The 16,558-nt window shown below is 72.3% G+C and carries 17 protein-coding genes; 14 read left to right on the forward strand and 3 right to left on the reverse strand.

The genetic code is table 11. The annotated features are described in order from the left end of the window. The first annotated feature begins 147 nt into the window (after positions 1-147). The 5 genes from ABTY20_RS05550 to ABTY20_RS05570 all read left to right on the forward strand — a co-directional run bounded on the left by ABTY20_RS05550 (position 148) and on the right by ABTY20_RS05570 (position 6,193). Positions 148-1,341 (forward strand): argininosuccinate synthase, encoded by a 1,194-nt coding sequence (locus tag ABTY20_RS05550; protein WP_351995678.1) that lies wholly within the window; start codon positions 148-150, stop codon positions 1,339-1,341. A 104-nt stretch (positions 1,342-1,445) separates the two neighbouring features. Continuing rightward, on the forward strand, positions 1,446-2,879 hold the full coding sequence (argH, locus tag ABTY20_RS05555) for an argininosuccinate lyase (RefSeq protein ID WP_351995679.1): 1,434 nt from the start codon (positions 1,446-1,448) through the stop codon (positions 2,877-2,879). Positions 2,880-3,036: 157 nt separating this feature from the next. Further along, on the forward strand, positions 3,037-4,008 hold the full coding sequence (locus ABTY20_RS05560) for an aldo/keto reductase (RefSeq protein WP_351995680.1): 972 nt from the start codon (positions 3,037-3,039) through the stop codon (positions 4,006-4,008). Positions 4,009-4,094: 86 nt separating this feature from the next. Next, positions 4,095-4,664 carry a TetR/AcrR family transcriptional regulator gene (locus tag ABTY20_RS05565; RefSeq protein ID WP_351995681.1) on the forward strand — a complete coding sequence of 190 codons (570 nt, stop codon included), beginning with the start codon at positions 4,095-4,097 and terminating at the stop codon, positions 4,662-4,664. Continuing rightward, entirely contained in the window at positions 4,661-6,193 is a 1,533-nt protein-coding gene (locus tag ABTY20_RS05570; RefSeq protein ID WP_351995682.1) for an MFS transporter, read from the forward strand. The genes ABTY20_RS05565 and ABTY20_RS05570 overlap by 4 nt, the downstream gene beginning before the upstream one ends. Positions 6,194-6,266: 73 nt before the next feature. On the opposite strand, the gene ABTY20_RS05575 is transcribed toward ABTY20_RS05570, so the two are convergent. After that, entirely contained in the window at positions 6,267-6,938 is a 672-nt protein-coding gene (locus ABTY20_RS05575) for a lysophospholipid acyltransferase family protein (RefSeq protein ID WP_351995683.1), read from the reverse strand. Between the two features lie 415 nt (positions 6,939-7,353). Between ABTY20_RS05575 and ABTY20_RS05580 the strand changes: the two genes are divergently transcribed. From ABTY20_RS05580 to ABTY20_RS05590, 3 genes are all read left to right on the forward strand, one after another. After that, positions 7,354-8,523 (forward strand): glycerophosphodiester phosphodiesterase, encoded by a 1,170-nt coding sequence (locus ABTY20_RS05580; protein WP_351995684.1) that lies wholly within the window; start codon positions 7,354-7,356, stop codon positions 8,521-8,523. Between the two features lie 73 nt (positions 8,524-8,596). Continuing rightward, positions 8,597-9,109, forward strand: a complete 513-nt coding sequence (locus ABTY20_RS05585; RefSeq protein WP_351995685.1) for a sigma-70 family RNA polymerase sigma factor — start codon at positions 8,597-8,599, stop codon at positions 9,107-9,109. A 57-nt stretch (positions 9,110-9,166) separates the two neighbouring features. Beyond that, complete coding sequence (locus tag ABTY20_RS05590; RefSeq protein ID WP_351995768.1) at positions 9,167-9,664, forward strand: GNAT family N-acetyltransferase; 498 nt, start codon at positions 9,167-9,169, stop codon at positions 9,662-9,664. Here ABTY20_RS05590 and ABTY20_RS05595 read toward each other — a convergent pair whose 3' ends face one another. After that, a complete protein-coding gene (locus ABTY20_RS05595; protein ID WP_351995769.1) occupies positions 9,665-10,108 on the reverse strand; it encodes a hypothetical protein in 444 nt (147 codons plus the stop codon). It lies immediately after the preceding gene. Position 10,109: 1 nt separating this feature from the next. Beyond that, positions 10,110-10,469: a hypothetical protein gene (locus tag ABTY20_RS05600; protein ID WP_351995686.1), complete on the reverse strand. Its 360-nt coding sequence runs from the start codon at positions 10,467-10,469 to the stop codon at positions 10,110-10,112. Positions 10,470-10,731: 262 nt separating this feature from the next. Between ABTY20_RS05600 and ABTY20_RS05605 the strand changes: the two genes are divergently transcribed. From ABTY20_RS05605 to cbiE, 6 genes are all read left to right on the forward strand, one after another. Then, entirely contained in the window at positions 10,732-11,382 is a 651-nt protein-coding gene (locus ABTY20_RS05605; protein WP_351995687.1) for an HAD family hydrolase, read from the forward strand. Positions 11,383-11,779: 397 nt separating this feature from the next. Continuing rightward, positions 11,780-12,817: a methionine ABC transporter ATP-binding protein gene (locus tag ABTY20_RS05610; RefSeq protein ID WP_351995688.1), complete on the forward strand. Its 1,038-nt coding sequence runs from the start codon at positions 11,780-11,782 to the stop codon at positions 12,815-12,817. Further along, positions 12,814-13,551 carry a methionine ABC transporter permease gene (locus ABTY20_RS05615; protein ID WP_351995689.1) on the forward strand — a complete coding sequence of 246 codons (738 nt, stop codon included), beginning with the start codon at positions 12,814-12,816 and terminating at the stop codon, positions 13,549-13,551. Before ABTY20_RS05610 ends, ABTY20_RS05615 begins: the two co-directional genes overlap by 4 nt. A 58-nt stretch (positions 13,552-13,609) precedes the next feature. Then, complete coding sequence (locus tag ABTY20_RS05620; RefSeq protein ID WP_351995690.1) at positions 13,610-14,437, forward strand: MetQ/NlpA family ABC transporter substrate-binding protein; 828 nt, start codon at positions 13,610-13,612, stop codon at positions 14,435-14,437. Between the two features lie 130 nt (positions 14,438-14,567). Then, on the forward strand, positions 14,568-15,206 hold the full coding sequence (locus ABTY20_RS05625; RefSeq protein WP_351995691.1) for a GNAT family N-acetyltransferase: 639 nt from the start codon (positions 14,568-14,570) through the stop codon (positions 15,204-15,206). Positions 15,207-15,319: 113 nt separating this feature from the next. Then, positions 15,320-16,531, forward strand: coding sequence for a precorrin-6y C5,15-methyltransferase (decarboxylating) subunit CbiE (cbiE, locus tag ABTY20_RS05630; RefSeq protein WP_351995692.1), 1,212 nt, complete (start codon positions 15,320-15,322; stop codon positions 16,529-16,531). Positions 16,532-16,558: the final 27 nt, after the last annotated feature.

Below are 16,558 nucleotides of genomic sequence, written 5' to 3' on the forward strand. Positions count from 1 at the left end.
GTCCGACGCGGCGCCTGCGTCCGGGGGCAAGTACGTGAAAGCGGTTTCGGGCGTTCAATCCGGCCCCGGATCCACGACCGGATTGACGATTCATGCGGACTACTGCATACTCATGCATGTCAGCGAATGCACTGTGAGGAGAAACCCGTGACCGAGCGCGTCGTACTCGCCTACTCAGGCGGTCTGGACACCTCCGTCGCCATCGGCTGGATCGCCGAGGAGACGGGCGCCGAGGTCATCGCCGTTGCGGTCGACGTCGGCCAGGGCGGCGAGGACCTGGACGTCATCCGCAAGCGCGCCCTCGCCTGCGGTGCCGTCGAGGCCGAGGTCGCGGACGCCAAGGACGAGTTCGCCGAGGAGTACTGCCTCCCGGCGATCAAGGCCAACGCCCTCTACATGGACCGCTACCCGCTGGTCTCCGCGCTGTCCCGGCCGACGATCGTCAAGCACCTCGTCGCCGCCGCGCAGAAGCACGGCGCCACCACCGTCGCCCACGGCTGCACCGGCAAGGGCAACGACCAGGTCCGCTTCGAGGCCGGCATCGTCGCCCTCGCCCCCGACCTGAAGTGCATCGCCCCGGTCCGCGACTACGCCATGACCCGCGACAAGGCCATCGCCTTCTGCGAGGCCAAGGGCCTGCCGATCGCGACCACCAAGAAGTCCCCGTACTCCATCGACCAGAACGTCTTCGGCCGCGCCGTCGAGACCGGCTTCCTCGAGGACATCTGGAACGCGCCGATCGAGGACGTCTACGAGTACACGCAGAACCCGGCCGTGGCGCGCGAGCCCGACGAGGTCGTCATCACCTTCAAGGAGGGCGTGCCGGTCGCCGTCGACGGCAAGCCCGTCACCGTCCTCCAGGCCATCCAGCAGCTCAACGAGCGCGCCGGCGCCCAGGGCATCGGCCGGATCGACATGGTCGAGGACCGCCTCGTCGGCATCAAGTCCCGCGAGGTGTACGAGGCCCCCGGCGCGATCGCCCTGATCACCGCCCACCAGGAGCTGGAGAACGTCACCGTCGAGCGCGAGCTCGCCCGCTACAAGCGGCAGGTCGAGCAGCGCTGGGGCGAACTGGTCTACGACGGCCAGTGGTTCTCCCCGCTCAAGCGCGCCCTGGACGGCTTCATCGCCGAGGCGAACCAGCACGTCAACGGTGACATCCGGATGACCCTGCACGGCGGCCGCGCCGTCGTCACCGGCCGGCGCTCGGAGTCGTCGCTGTACGACTTCAACCTGGCCACCTACGACACCGGCGACACCTTCGACCAGGCCGCGGCCAAGGGCTTCATCGACATCTACAGCCTGTCGTCGAAGATCGCGGCCAAGCGCGACCTCGCCTGAGCCGCAGCGCCTGACGACCCCTCACACGCACTAGCCTGACAGCCGCCTCCTCACGCGCCCGTGGGGAGGCGGCGGCACATCCACAGCCTTCGAGGAGCACGCAAGTGAGCAGCAACAGCGGTGACGTACGGCTCTGGGGCGGCCGTTTCGCCGACGGTCCCGCCGAGGCCCTGGCGAAGCTGTCCGCGTCCGTCCACTTCGACTGGCGGCTCGCGCCCTACGACATCGCCGGCTCGCGTGCCCACGCCCGCGTGCTGCACGCGGCGGGGCTGCTCACCGAGGACGAGCTGACCCGGATGATCGCCGGGCTCGACCGGCTCGAAGCGGACGTCGCCGACGGCTCCTTCACCGGCACCCTCGCCGACGAGGACGTGCACACCGCCCTGGAGCGCGGCCTGCTGGAGCGCCTCGGCCCCGACCTCGGCGGCAAGCTGCGCGCCGGCCGGTCCCGCAACGACCAGGTGGCCACCCTCTTCCGCATGTACCTGCGGGACCACGCCCGCACCATCGGCGGACTGATCGCCGACCTCCAGGACGCGCTGGTGGGCCTCGCCGAGGCGCACCCGGACACCGCGATGCCCGGCCGCACCCACCTCCAGCACGCCCAGCCGGTGCTCTTCGCCCACCACGTCCTCGCCCACGTCCAGGCGCTGTCCCGGGACGCCGAGCGGCTGCGCCAGTGGGACGAGCGCACGGCGGTGTCCCCGTACGGCTCGGGCGCGCTCGCCGGCTCCTCCCTGGGCCTGGACCCGGAGGCCGTCGCCGAGGACCTCGGCTTCGAGCACGGCAGCGCCGCCAACTCCATCGACGGCACGGCCTCCCGCGACTTCGTCGCCGAGTTCGCCTTCATCACCGCGATGATCGGCGTCAACGTCTCCCGGATCGCCGAGGAGGTCATCATCTGGAACACGAAGGAGTTCTCCTTCGTGACCCTGCACGACGCCTTCTCCACCGGCTCCTCGATCATGCCGCAGAAGAAGAACCCGGACATCGCCGAGCTGGCGCGCGGCAAGTCGGGCCGCCTGATCGGCAACCTGACCGGCCTGATGGCCACCCTCAAGGCCCTCCCGCTCGCGTACAACCGCGACCTCCAGGAGGACAAGGAGCCGGTCTTCGACTCCATCGACCAGCTGGAGGTCCTGCTCCCGGCCTTCACCGGCATGATGGCCACCCTCACCGTGCACCGCGAGCGCATGGAGGAACTGGCCCCGGCCGGCTTCTCCCTCGCCACCGACATCGCCGAGTGGCTGGTCAGGCGGGGCGTGCCGTTCCGCGTCGCGCACGAGGTGGCCGGCGAGTGCGTCAAGGTCGCCGAGTCCGAGAACAAGGAACTGGACGAACTGACCGACGAACAGTTCGCGAAGATCTCCGCCCACCTCACCCCGGAGGTCCGCTCGGTCCTCGACGTCCCCGGAGCCCTCGCCTCCCGCGACGGCCGGGGCGGCACGGCCCCGAGCGCGGTCGCGGTCCAGCTGGCGGAGCTCAAGGCGGACCTGGCGGCCCAGCACGCCTGGGCGAACGCGAAGCGGCGGGGCTGACCGAACGCCCCCGGGGGGCGCGGGGAGCCGTGCGGAGGACCCCGGCGCACCCGCCGCCGCGAAACGGCCGCGGGAGCCGGGCTCCTGGGCGGAACCGAGGTCATCGCGGGTTACGTTGGTCGGGAACCGTGCCGGACCCGACCGATCGGAGCCCGCGATGCCCTTCGCCCGACTGGCGACAGCGACCACCCCCACCTGCCACATCGGCCTGGGCCTCGCCGCCGTCGGCCGGCCCGGCTACATCAACCTCGGCCGGGACGACGACCTGGGGGAGGACCGCGGCGTGGAGACGCTGCGCGCCCGCACCCACGAACTCCTCGACGCCGCCTACGCCCAGGGCGTCCGCTACGTGGACGCCGCCCGCTCCTACGGCCGCTCCGAGGAGTTCCTCGCCGAATGGCTGAAGAGCCGCCCCGACGTCGACGACGTCGTCATCGGCAGCAAATGGGGCTACACCTACACCGCCGACTGGTCCACCGACGCCGAGCGGCACGAGGTCAAGGACCACTCCCTCGCGGCGTACGAGCGGCAGCGCGCCGAGACCGAGGCGCTGCTCGGCGACCGGCTCGACCTCTACCAGATCCACTCGGTGACCCCCGAGAGCCCCGCCCTCACCGACGGGGAACTGCACGCCCGGCTCGCGGAGGCGGCGGGCCGGGGGCTCACCGTCGGCTTCTCCACCAGCGGCCCGGCCCAGGCCGACGCCATCCGTGCCGCCCTCGCCGTCACGGTCGACGGCGAGCCCCTCTTCCGTACCGTCCAGTCGACGTACAACGCCCTGGAGACCTCCGCCGGACCCGCGCTCGCCGAGGCCCGTGACGCCGGGCTCACGGTGATCGTCAAGGAGGGCATGGCCAACGGCCGGCTCGCCGCCGCGCACGCCCCCGAGGCGCTGCGGACCGTCGCCGAGGAGACCGGGCTGGGCTGCGACGCCGTCGCCCTCGCGGTGGTCCTGCGGCAGCCGTGGGCCGGCGTGGTCCTCTCCGGCGCGGCCACCACCGCCCAGCTCGCCTCCAACCTGCACGCCGCGGCCGTCGACCTCACCGACGAGCAGCTGTCCCGCCTCGCCGCCCTGACCGAGGAGCCCCGGGTCTACTGGGAACGGCGCGGCCAGCTGCCCTGGCACTGAGCACCCGGCCGTTCCTCACCCACCAGTCATGAGGCCCGTACGCCTTGATTGAGACGTTCATGTCTCATATGGGGTACGGTTGTCTCATGGCTGTCGATCGTGACCACGTGCTGCGCAGCGCCGCCGCCCTGCTGACCCGCAGATCCACCGCGACCATGGACGAGGTCGCCAGGGCCGCCGGCATCAGCCGCGCCACGCTGCACCGGCAGTTCGCCGGACGGGACGCGCTGGTCCGTGCCCTGGAGGCGCTCGGGATCACCGAGTGCGAGGCCGCCCTGGAGGCGGCCCGCCCCGACGAGGGGCCCGCCGCCGACGCCGTGCGCCGTCTGGTCGCCGCGATCGAACCGCACGCCCCCCTGCTCGCCTTCCTCTACAGCGAGAACCAGCTGTTCGAGGGCGAGGAGCAGAACGAGGGCTGGGCCGCGATCGACGAGCGCGTCGCCGCGCTGTTCCGGCGCGGCCAGGCGAGCGGGGAGTTCCGCATCGACCTCACCCCGGCCTGGCTCACCGAGGCGCTCTACGGACTGCTCGCCTCCGCCGCCTGGGCGGTGGCCGAGGGCCGGGTCGCCCCCAAGGACTTCACCCACATGATCGTCGAGCTGCTGCTCGGCGGTGTACGGCGCCCGGACGATCCGGCGCGGAGGAAGGAATCATGACCAGCGCCCTGCGGCCGGAGACCACGACCGGGGCGGTGAAGCGGCCGGGCCGGTGGCTCGCGCTCTCCGTCCTCGTGCTCGCCGTGCTGCTGGTGGCCGTCGACGCGACCGTCCTCGGCCTCGCCACCCCGTACATCAGCGAGGACCTCGCCCCCACCGGCACCCAGCTGTTGTGGATCGGGGACGTCTACTCGTTCGTGATCGCCGGTCTGCTGGTCTCCATGGGCAGCCTCGGCGACCGCGTCGGCCGCAAGCGGATCCTGCTCTGCGGCGCCGCCGCGTTCGGCCTGACGTCCGTGCTCAACGCCTACGCGCACACGCCCGAGGTGCTGATCCTCGCGCGCGCCCTGCTCGGGGTCGCCGGCGCCACCCTGATGCCGGCCACCCTCGCCCTGATCCGCAACCTCTTCCACGACCCGCGCGAACGCAGCCTCGCCATCGGCATCTGGGGCGCGACCGCCTCCGCGGGCACCGCCGTCGGGCCGGTCCTCGGCGGCTTCCTCCTCGAACACTTCTGGTGGGGCTCGGTCTTCCTGATCAACCTGCCCGTGATGGCCGTCCTGGTGGCCGTCGGCGCCAGGCTCCTCCCCGAGTCCCGCACTCCGGACCCCGGCCCCTGGGACCTGCCGAGCGTCGTCCTGTCGCTGGCCGGCATGGTCGGCGTCGTCTACGCGGTGAAGGAGACCGTGAGCCACGGCTTCGCCCGGCCCGCCCTGGCCGCCGGGCTGCTGGGCGCGGGCGCCCTGTACGGCTTCGTGCGCCGTCAGCTCACCCTCCCCGTCCCGCTGCTGGACGTGCGGCTGTTCCGTCACCGGGGGTTCGGCGGAGCCGTGTTCGCCGATCTGCTGGCCGTCCTGGGCCTGTCCGGACTGGTGTTCTTCCTGTCGCAGTACCTGCAGCTCGTGCAGGGCAGGCGCCCGCTCGAAGCGGGGCTGGCCGAACTGCCCGCCGCGATCGGTGCGGTGGCGGCCGGACTGATCGCCGGCCGGACCGCCCGGCGCCACTCGGTGCGCTCGGTCGTCGCCGGGGGACTGGCGGCCGTCGGCCTGGCGCTGGCCGCGCTGACGGTGATCGGACAGTCCACCGGATACCCCCTGCTCGGGGCGGCGCTGCTGGTCGTCGGCCTGGGCGCCGGCTTCTCCTTCACGGTGACCGCCGACGTGATCCTCTCCAGTGTGCCCAAGGAACAGGCGGGCGCCGCCTCCGCCGTCTCCGAGACGGCGTACGAACTCGGCGCGGCCCTCGGCATCGCCGTACTCGGCTCCGTCGTGACCGGCGTCTACCGCGGCTTCACCGGCCCGGCGGGCACCCCGGCCGAGGCGCACGAGTCGCTGGGCGGCGCGGTGGAAGCGGCGTCCGCGCTGCCCGCCCACACCGCCGGGCCGATGCTGGACGCGGCCCGGCAGGCCTTCGTCGACGGCCTCACCCTGGCCGCGGGCACCGGAGCGGCGGTCCTGCTGGCGGCGGCGGGGGCCTCCTGGTTCATGCTCCGGGACCAGCGGCTGGACGACGGCGCCCCGGGGGAGTGAGCGGCCGGCCGGCCCGACGGGCGCGGGGCCGGCCCCCCGCGCCCGCGGCGCGGCCGCAGCCCCCGCCCGGCGCTTACGCCGCCTTCGCCTTGCTGGCGTACATGTCGACGTACTCCTGCCCGGAGAGCCGCATCACCTCGGTCATCACCGAGTCGGTGACCGCACGCAGCACATACCGGTCGCGGTCCATGCCGTCGTAACGGGAGAACTCCATCGCCTCACCGAAACGGACCGTCACCTTGCCCGGCCGGGGCAGGCCCGCGCCGCCCGGCTGGAGCTTGTCCGTGCCGATCATGGCGAACGGCACGACGGGCGCGCCGGTCATCAGGGTGAGCCGGGCGATGCCGGTACGGCCCCGGTACAGCCGGCCGTCGGGGGAGCGGGTGCCCTCCGGGTAGATGCCGAAGACCCGGCCCTCCTCCAGCACCCGGCGCCCCGTCATCAGCGCCGCCACTCCGCCCCGGCCGCCGTCGCGGTCGACCGGGATCATGCCGACACCGGTGAAGAACCACGCCATCAGACGGCCCTTGAGGCCCTTGCCGGTGACGTACTCGTCCTTGCCGATGAAGACGACCTGCCGGTCGCAGACGAGCGGCAGGATCATCGAGTCGATGAACGTCAGATGGTTGCCGGCCAGGATGACGGGGCCGTCGCCCGGGATGTTCTCCGCGCCCTCCACCTGTGGGCGGAACATCAGGCGCATGATCGGACCGAGCACTGCCTTGATGAGCGCGAAGCGGGACAACGGGCCCTCCGGTGGGAGACGGACGTCGGTTCATGTCGTACGAGTCTGTGCAGGTGAGGACATTACTCGCGGCCCAGTGGGTTGCGCACATCGGGCTCGGGGGAGTCCGCCGAGGTCTTACTCACTCTTGACCCGGGTTCACCTGCGGCGGCGCGGCCGCGGACGACGCGCGACACGGCGGTCACGCTGTGACGGAAGTCGCCCGGCCCCGCACACCGCACGCGTGCCCCCTTCCGCCCGGTCCAACCGGACGAGCCGTCACATCCCTGCCGGAATACGACAGGCGTACGCCATCCGCATGAGGAGCACGTGTCACGCGACATCACCCGGGTGTTCGGCCCGGGGTCTCCCGCGCTTCACCCCCGCGCACCTACGATCACCGCGCACCGGACGAGCCGACACCAGGAGGGCGCTCATGGCAACGCGGGAGTCGAACGAACAGGCGGCCGGGACCGGACGACGGGCCCTCCTGGGCGCGGCCGTGCTCGGCGTCTCCGGATCGGTCCTGGCGCCGGCCGGCACGGCGAGGGCGGCCGGCGCCCGGCGCGGCGGGGGCCGGGGGCTGAGGAGCCTGCCCGTGCCGACGATCATCGGCCACCGCGGGGCCAGCGGCTACCGGCCCGAACACACCCTCGGCGCCTACCGGCTCGCCCTCGACATGGGCGCGGACATCGTCGAGGCCGGCGACCTCGTGCCCACCCGGGACGGCCATCTCGTCTGCCGGCACGAGCCGGAGATCGGTGGCACCACGGACGTCGCCGACCACCCCGAGTTCGCCGGCCGCAGGACCACCAAGAAGCTGGACGGAGCCGCCGTCACCGGCTGGTTCACCGAGGACTTCACCCTCGCCGAGCTGAAGACCCTGCGCGCCACCGAGCGCATCCCGGCCAACCGCCCGCACAACACCCTCTACGACGGCCGCTGGGAGATCCCCACCTTCGAGGAGGTCCTGAGGTGGCAGGACGAGCAGACCCGCAAGCGCGGCAAGCAGGTCTGGATCTACCCCGAGCTCAAGCACCCCACCTACTTCCGCAAGCTGGGACTGGGCCTGGAGGAGCGGGTCGCCGGGCTGCTGCGCCGGTACGGCAAGGACGGCAGGAACGCCCCGGTCGTCCTCCAGTCCTTCGAGCCCACCAGCATCGAACGCCTGAACAAACTGGTCGACAACCCCCTCGTCGTCCTCCTCTCCGGCGCCGACACCCGTCCCTGGGACTTCGTCGAGGCGGGTGACCCGCGCACCGTCGCCGACCTCGTCACCCGCAGGGGTCTGCGCGAGATCGCCGGCTACGCCCAGGGCATCGGTCCCACCCTCGACCTGGTCATCCCGAAGGACGCGGCCGGCCGCCTCACCACCCCGACCACCCTGGTGAAGGACGCCCACGCGGTCGGCCTGGTCCTGCACCCCTACACGCTGCGCAACGAGAACCCCTTCCTGCCCGCCGAGTTCCGCAAGGGTGCCGACCCCGACGCCTACGGCGACGTCTTCGGCGCCTACCGGGCGTACTTCGCCACCGGCATCGACGGCGTCTTCACCGACCACCCGGACACCGGGCTGCTGGCCCGCGAGGACTTCGTCAACCGTTGAGGCCTTTCACCCGGAAAGGGTGTTCTCGTCCGCTCCGGGCAACCGCGTCCGGAGCGGACGAGTCGTTGCGCGTATGACACACGTGCCGGTCACGGCGTACGAGCTGGTCGTCTCCCTCCGTCCGCTGCTCACCGCGGAGGCCGCCGCCGAGGCGCCCGGCTCCGGGGCCGAACCGGGCGATCTGGAACAGGCGGTGTGGCTGCGCCTGCTGGAGCGTCTCGACTCCGGCGGCCCGCCGTCCGACCCTCCTGACTGGCTGCGGCGGGCCGTTCGGGCGGAGGCCCGCCGCACCCGCCGCGCCGCCCGCCGGGAGACGGCGCTGACCGGCGACCCCGCAGGCGCCGGCCGCCACGACCCCGAGCGCCTCGCGCTCGCCGCCGCCCGCCGCCGCGCCCTGCGCGAGGCCGCGCGACGGCTGCCCGGCCGCTGCCCGGAGCTGATGGAGGCTCTGCTGTCCCCGCACGACCCGACATACCGGGAGATCGCGGGGGAGTTGGGTATCTCACAGGGCGGTATCGGGCCGGAACGCTCCAGATGTCTGGGATGTCTGCGGCGTTTGCTCACCGCGGAGGTTGCGGCGTGCTGAGGACGGGGATAGGAGTGGGGAACGACAGGTGATCAGGTGAGCGGGAGGCATGCGCACATGGGCATGAGCGTGACCATTTCTGCGGCGACCGAGCAGGACGCGGAGCAGATCTTCAGGTTGCAGTACCTGTGCTTCCAGAGCGAGGCGGCGCTCTACGGCAACTACCGCATCGACCCGCTCGTCCAGACCCTCGACTCGGTCCGCGAGGAGGTCGCCGCCGACTGCGTCTTCGTCGCCCGCCTCGGCGACGAGATCATCGGCTCGGTGCACGGCAGGATCACCGAGGAGGGCGCCGCCGCGATCGGCAAGCTCTGCGTCCACCCCCGCCTCCAGGGGCACGGCATCGGCGCGCGTCTGCTCAGGGCGGCGGAGTCCGCCCTCGCCGACGAGCGCGGCGCCAGGACCTTCCGGCTGCACGCCGGGCACCGCAGCGAGGGCAACCTGCGGCTCTACAGCAAGGTCGGCTACCAGCGGGTGGGCACGTCCCGGGGCGCCGACGGCGTACCGATGATCGTCCTGGAGAAGCAGGCGCGGTCCTACGCGACCACCGCCTGATCAGGATGCGGGCTGCTGCCCCGGCCGCGCCCTGCGCAGCCAGTACACGGCCGTGAGGGGCAGCAGCACCGGGATGAAGAGGTACCCCATCCCGTAGTCCGACCACACGGTGGCGTCGGGGAAGGCGGACGGCTCCAGCAGCGTCCAGGTCCCCACGGTCAGCACGCCCACGAGCTCGGCGGCGCAGCACACCAGCGCCGCCCTGCGGGCCTTCTCCCCGCCGCGCACCAGGGTGTAGGTGATGAAGCCGTAGACGAGGCCGGCCACCGCCGACAGGGAGTAGGCCAGCGGCGCCCGGTCGAACTCGGCGGCGATCTGGTACGCGGAACGCGACACCGCGCCGACGACCATCACCCCGTACAGCCACACCAGCAGCAGCCCCGGCCCGCCGATCAGTCGCGTCCGGTGCGGCCCGTGCCGCGTCTTCTCCCGCGTCGCGGCCATCTCAGCCTCTCCAGATGTCATAGAGCCGCACCTCGAGCACGGCCAGCACGACGCCGCTCGCGGCGACCGTCAGCGAACCCCAGCGGGAGCGCTCGCCCAGCGACATGAAACCGGCCGCCGGAACGCACGCGAACGCGCCGAGCAGATACGCCACGAAGATCGTCGTGCCCTGCCCGGGCTTCTCGCCCCGGGCCAGTTGCACGATCCCGACGACCAGCTGCCCCAGCGCCAGCAGCGTGACCACGGCCATCCCGATGAAGTGCCAGTCCTTCGTCGGCTGATCACGGTAGGCGGCCCACCCGCACCAGGCGCCGAGCAGCAACGCGGCGGCACCGGTCGCCACCGTCAGGACATCAAGCATGCCAGCGACCCTATTACGCCGGAAAAGCCCCGGTGCCCCCGCCCCCGGGAGCGCCGGCCCCGGAGCGCGGTCCCGACCGGACGGACCACCGTCCGGGCGACCGCCGTGAGCCGCGCCCGCCCGCGGTGGGTCCCGGCCGCCCCGGCCCCCGGCCGGGCAGCGGTCCGCCGGCCGCGAAGGCGCCCACCTCGGGACTCCCGCCGCGGTGAGCGCCACGGCCGGGGAATCCGGCACGGTCCGGCGGGACCGTAAGGTCGGTGGCATGACCATCCATGCGCAGGCCCTGCTGTTCGACAACGACGGAACCCTCGTCTCCTCCCTCGCCTCCGTGAACCGGTGCTGGACGCGGTGGGCCGTCGAGTACGGGATCACGGCCGAGCAGTTCGGGCGGGTCGAGCTGCACGGGCGGCCCGCCGCGGAGATAGCCGCCGACCTGCTGCCCGCCCGTGTCGTGCCGGAGGCCGTCGCACGGATCGAGGAGCTCGAGGTCGAGGACGTGCCCGACGGCGGTGTGGAACTGCTGCCGGGGACCGGGGACTTCCTCGCCGCGCTGCCCGCCGAGCGCTGGGCCGTCGTCACCTCCGCCACCCGGCGCCTGGCCGAGGCCCGCCTGGAAGCCGTCGGCATCCGGCCCAAGACCCTGATCGCCGCCGACGACATCACCCGCGGCAAGCCCGACCCCGAGCCCTACCTCCTCGCCGCCCGCACCCTCGGCGTCGACCCCGCGCACTGCGTCGTCTTCGAGGACGCCCCCGCCGGGCTCCAGGCCGGCCGCGCCGCCGGCATGGCCACCGTGGCCTTGGCCACAACCCACCGGGCCCACGAGCTGACCGCCGACCTCGTCGTCGACGACCTCTCGGCCCTGTCCGCACTGGTCACCGACGGGGGAGTGGAGATCTCCGTGCGGCCCTGACGTGCGCGCACCGCTGTCCACGGCTGTCCAGAATGCGGACAGCCGTGTCCGGTCGGGGCCGTGCGTCTGCTTTACTGAGCGCATGACCACGACGAGCGACCGCATCCCCGCGACCGAGGCGCCCCTGACGCCCGGTGCTCGTTGTATGTGTCAGTGCCGAATGTGCGCCTTCTAGAGGGCCCCCGCACCACCTGAGCCTCGCGCCCCGAAGCGAGAGCCGGCTCATGTCCGCCCGGACACCCCGCACGCGTGACCGAGCCACGCCCCGCGCGCACGTCTCTCCACGGATCCCTCCGCCGTACCCGCGAGCTCCGTGCCGCCCCGCTGCTTTCGACCCCGAATGCCCCGTGCCCGGCGCCCATGACGCGCCGCGCACTCGACAGTGACGGATACCCACGTGATCACCACCTCGGGCCTCACCAAGGTCTACCACTCACGCGGCCGCGAGGTCACCGCCCTGGACGGCGTCGACCTGCACGTCCGCGAAGGCGAGGTCTACGGCGTCATCGGCCAGTCCGGCGCCGGCAAGTCCTCCCTCATCCGCTGCGTCAACCTGCTGGAACGCCCCACCTCGGGCACCGTGACCGTGGCCGGCCAGGACCTCACCGCGCTCGCCGGCCGCGGCCCCCGGGCCGGCAGGGAACTGCGGCGGGCGCGCAGCCGCATCGGCATGGTGTTCCAGCACTTCAACCTGCTGTCCTCGCGCACCGTGCAGGACAACGTCGAACTGCCGCTGGAGATCCTCGGGAAGTCGGGGAGGGAACGCTCCCGCAAGGCGCTGGAACTGCTCGACCTGGTCGGCCTCGCCGACCAGGCCAAGGCCTACCCCGCCCAGCTCTCCGGCGGCCAGAAGCAGCGCGTCGGCATCGCCCGCGCCCTCGCCGGCGACCCCAAGGTGCTGCTCTCCGACGAGGCCACCAGCGCCCTCGACCCGGAGACCACCCGCTCGATCCTGCAGCTCCTGCGCGACCTGAACCGTCGGCTCGGCCTCACCGTCCTGCTCATCACCCACGAGATGGACGTCGTGAAGCAGATCTGCGACTCGGCCGCCCTCATGGAGAACGGCCGCGTCGTCGAGTCCGGCACGGTCGCCGAACTCCTCGCCGCCCCCGGCTCCGAACTGGCCTCCGCGCTGTTCCCGGTCGGCGGCGAGGCCTCCGGCGACGACCGCACCGTCCTCGACGTCACCTTCCACGGTGACAGCGCGACCCAGCCGGTCATCTCCCAGCTCTCGCGCACCTACAACATCGACATATCGATCCTCGGCGCCGCCATCGACACCGTCGGCGGCCTCCAGGTCGGCCGGATGCGCATCGAACTGCCCGGCCGCTACGAGGAGAACGTCGTGCCCGTCGGCTTCCTGCGCGAACAGGGACTGCAGATCGACGTCGTGAACCGGGAACAGCCCGCACTGGCGAAGGAGGGGGCCAAGTGACCTGGTCCGAGATGCAGCCGCTGCTCGAGCAGGCCTGTACCGAGACGCTGATCATGGTCGGCTGGTCCACCCTGATCGCCGTCGGCGGCGGCCTTCCGCTGGGCATCCTGCTCGTCCTCACCGACAAGGGCGGGCTGCTCCAGAACATCCTGGTGAACAAGGTCATCGGGCAGATCGTGAACATCGGCCGCTCGCTGCCGTTCATCATCCTCATGGTCGCCCTGATGGACTTCACCCGCTGGATCACCGGCACCACCATCGGCAGCGAGGCCGCGATCGTGCCGCTCGCCATCGGCGGCATCCCCTTCTTCGCCCGCCTGGTCGAGACCGCCGTGCGCGAGGTCGACCACGGGCTCGTCGAGGCCGTGCAGGCCATGGGCGGCAACACCTGGACGATCGTCCGCAAGGTCCTCGTCCCCGAGGCGCTGCCCTCGCTGATCGCCTCCACCACCACCACGGTCATCGCCCTCATCGGCTACTCGGCCATGGCCGGCACCGTCGGCGGCGGCGGACTCGGCGACCTCGCAGTCCGCTACGGCTACCAGCGCTTCGAGACCGGCCTGATGTGGATCACCGTCGCGATCCTCGCCGTGGTCATCTCGCTCATCCAGTTCGCCGGCGACTACGCGGCCCGCGCCCTGCACCGCCGCGGCGGCCGCTCCGGCCCCTCGCCCAGGCTCCGGCTCCTCAAGGCCGAGGAGCCCGCCGCGGCCGACATCGGCAAGGTCGCGTAACCCCCCGCAGACTCCCCTTCATCCAAGGGGCCGCACCACCCAAGGAAAGGCACTTTTCGTGCGTAACACCGCCAAGATCACCACTGCCGTCCTCGTCACCGGAGCCCTCACCCTCGGGCTCACCGCCTGCGGCTCGGACAAGGACGACGCCTCCGACACCTCCGGCCCGCTGATCGTCGCCGCGAGCCCCGTGCCGCACGCCGAGATCCTCACCTACGTCAAGGACAACCTCGCCGAGAAGGCCGGCCTCGACCTCGAGGTCAAGGAGTTCACCGACTACGTCACGCCGAACACGGCGACCGAGGACGGCTCCGTCGGCGCCAACTTCTTCCAGACCCAGCCCTACCTCGACGACTTCAACAAGAAGAACGGCACCCACATCGTGTCCGTCGTCGACGTGCACCTGGAGCCGCTCGGCCTCTACTCGCACAAGGTGAAGAAGGCCGACGAGCTGAAGAGCGGCGCGACGATCGCCATCCCCAACGACACCGTCAACGAGGGCCGCGCCCTGCAGCTGCTCGCCGCCAACGGGCTCCTCACCCTCAAGGACGGCGTCGGCACCGCGGCGACCCCCGCCGACATCACCGAGAACCCGAAGAAGCTCACCTTCAAGGAGCTGGAGGCGGCCCAGACCCCGCGCTCCCTGGACGACGTCGACGCCGCGGTGGTCAACGGCAACTACGCCATCGAGGCCGACCTCGAGCCCGCGAAGGACGCCCTCGTCCTGGAGACCGCGGAGGGCAACCCGAACAACAACCTCCTCGCCGTCAAGGAGGGCGGGCAGGACGACCCGCGCGTGAAGAAGCTCGCGAAGCTCCTCACCTCCCCCGAGGTGAAGAAGTTCATCGAGGACAAGTACGCCGGTTCCGTCCTCGCCTCCTTCTGATCCGGCCCTTTGGCCACTCACGGGGTCCACTCCGCTGCGGGGTGGACCCCGTGGTGCGGTTCAGTGCTTTCATGCTGCATGCTGGGCAGTTCAGCAGTACCCGACGGTCTCTCAGGTTACGGAGCGGCGCATGACGAGCACCTTCCCCAACATCTCCATCAGCACGGAGCGGTTGGTGCTGCGTCCCCTCGACACGGACGACGTCCCCGCCCTCGCCGCGATGATGAACGACGAGCAGGTCGCCGCCTGGACCGACGTCCCGCGGCCCTTCACCGAACAGGACGCCCGCACCTGGATCACCGAGCACGCCCCCGCCGAGCGCGCGGCCGGAACCGGACTCGACCTCGCCGTCACCGAGTTCCTCACCCAGCGCCTGGTCGGCGTCATCCGGCTCACCAGGACCAACTGGTACGTACGGTCCACCGAGATGTCCTACATCGTCGCCCCCTGGGCACGCGGCGAGGGCTACGCCTCCGAGGCCGCGCTCGCCACCGCCCAGTGGCTCTTCGGCGACCAGAAGTTCGAACGCGTCGAACTGCGCACCGCCGCCGACAACACCGCCTCGCAGCAGGTCGCGCAGAAGATCGGCTGCATCAGCGAAGGCGTGCTGCGGGGCGCCTGCATAGCCCACGTCCGCACCGAGGAGGGCGGCTGGAGCGACGTACGCACCGACTTCATCGTGTGGAGCCTGCTGCCCGAGGACATCGAGGGCGCGGACGGGCAGCCGGCCGACGCCGGCGAATTCACCCGGTACACCGACTGGAACTGACCCGCGGACCGGGTGACGGCACGACCGGCGGCCGCACCAGGTACTCTCACGGAACCCGCCCCGTGGCGGGACAGCCGACGACGACCTGCGCAAACCTCAGGAGACTGACGACGATGGCCGACCGGGTCACGGTGATCGGCTGGGACGGTTCGCCGCTGACCGCCGCGGCCCGCGCCGCGCTGGGGGCCGCCACACTGGTGGCCGGCGCCGCCCACCACCTGGCACTCCCCGAGGTGCCCCCCGGAGCCGAGCGCATCCGGCTCGGCTCCGTCGCCCTCGCCGCCCGCCGCGTCGCCGCCCACCGCGGCACCGCGGTCGTCCTCGCCGACGGCGACCCCGGTTTCTTCGGCGTCGTGCGGACCCTGCGCGCACCCGAGTTCGGCCTGGAGGTCGAGGTCGTCCCCGGGGTCTCCTCCGTCGCCGCGGCCTTCGCCCGCGCGGGCATGCCCTGGGACGACGCCCAGGTGGTCGTCGCCCACCCGCGCACGCTGCGACGCGCGGTGAACGTGTGCCGGGCCCACACCAAGGTGGCGGTTCTCACCTCGCCCGGCGCCGGCCCCGCCGAACTGGGCCTGCTCATGGAGGGCGTCCACCGCACCTTCGTCGTCTGCGAGGAACTCGGCACCGGACGCGAACAGGTCAGCGTGGTCACCTCCGACAAGGCCGCCGACCACACCTGGCGCGACCCCAACGTCGTCATCGTCGTCGGCGGCCGGGCCGGCTCCGGCGAGTCCGGCGGCTGGATCGCCGGGCGCGACCCCTCCGCCGGCCCCCGCGGCTGGTCGCTGCCCGCCGAGGAGTACGGCGGCGGTCTCGGCGAGGGCGAACGGGAACCGCTGCGCGTCTCCCAGCTCGCCCGGCTCGGACCGCGGGTCGGCGACCTCGTCTGGGACATCGGCTGCGGGAGCGGGGCCTTCGCCACCGAGGCGGCCCGCGCGGGCGCCGCCGTCATCGCCGTCGACCGCGACCCGGGCGCCTGCGCCCGCACCGAGTCCACCGCCCGCAGGCACGGGATCCAGCTCCAGATCGTGCACGGCACCGCCCCGCACGTCCTGGAGAACCTCCCCGAGCCGGACGTCGTCCGGGTCGGCGGCGGGGGAGCGGCCGTCGTCTCCGCGGTCGCCGACCGCCGTCCGCAGCGCATCGTCACGCACGCCGCCACCCGCGACGGGGCCGAACTCGTCGGCCGGAACCTGGCGGAGCACGGCTATCAGGTCGAGTGCGCCCTGCTGCAGTCCGTCGAGCTCGACACCAGGGCCTGGACGGAGAAGGAGCGGAGCGTGGCGTTCCTGCTCAGCGGGGTGCTGCCCGCACGGGACGGCTGACCCGATGGCCGTCCCCGTGATCGGATT

Origin of the sequence: Streptomyces sp. NPDC126497 (genome assembly GCF_040302425.1) — a bacterium.
Classification (GTDB): domain Bacteria; phylum Actinomycetota; class Actinomycetes; order Streptomycetales; family Streptomycetaceae; genus Streptomyces.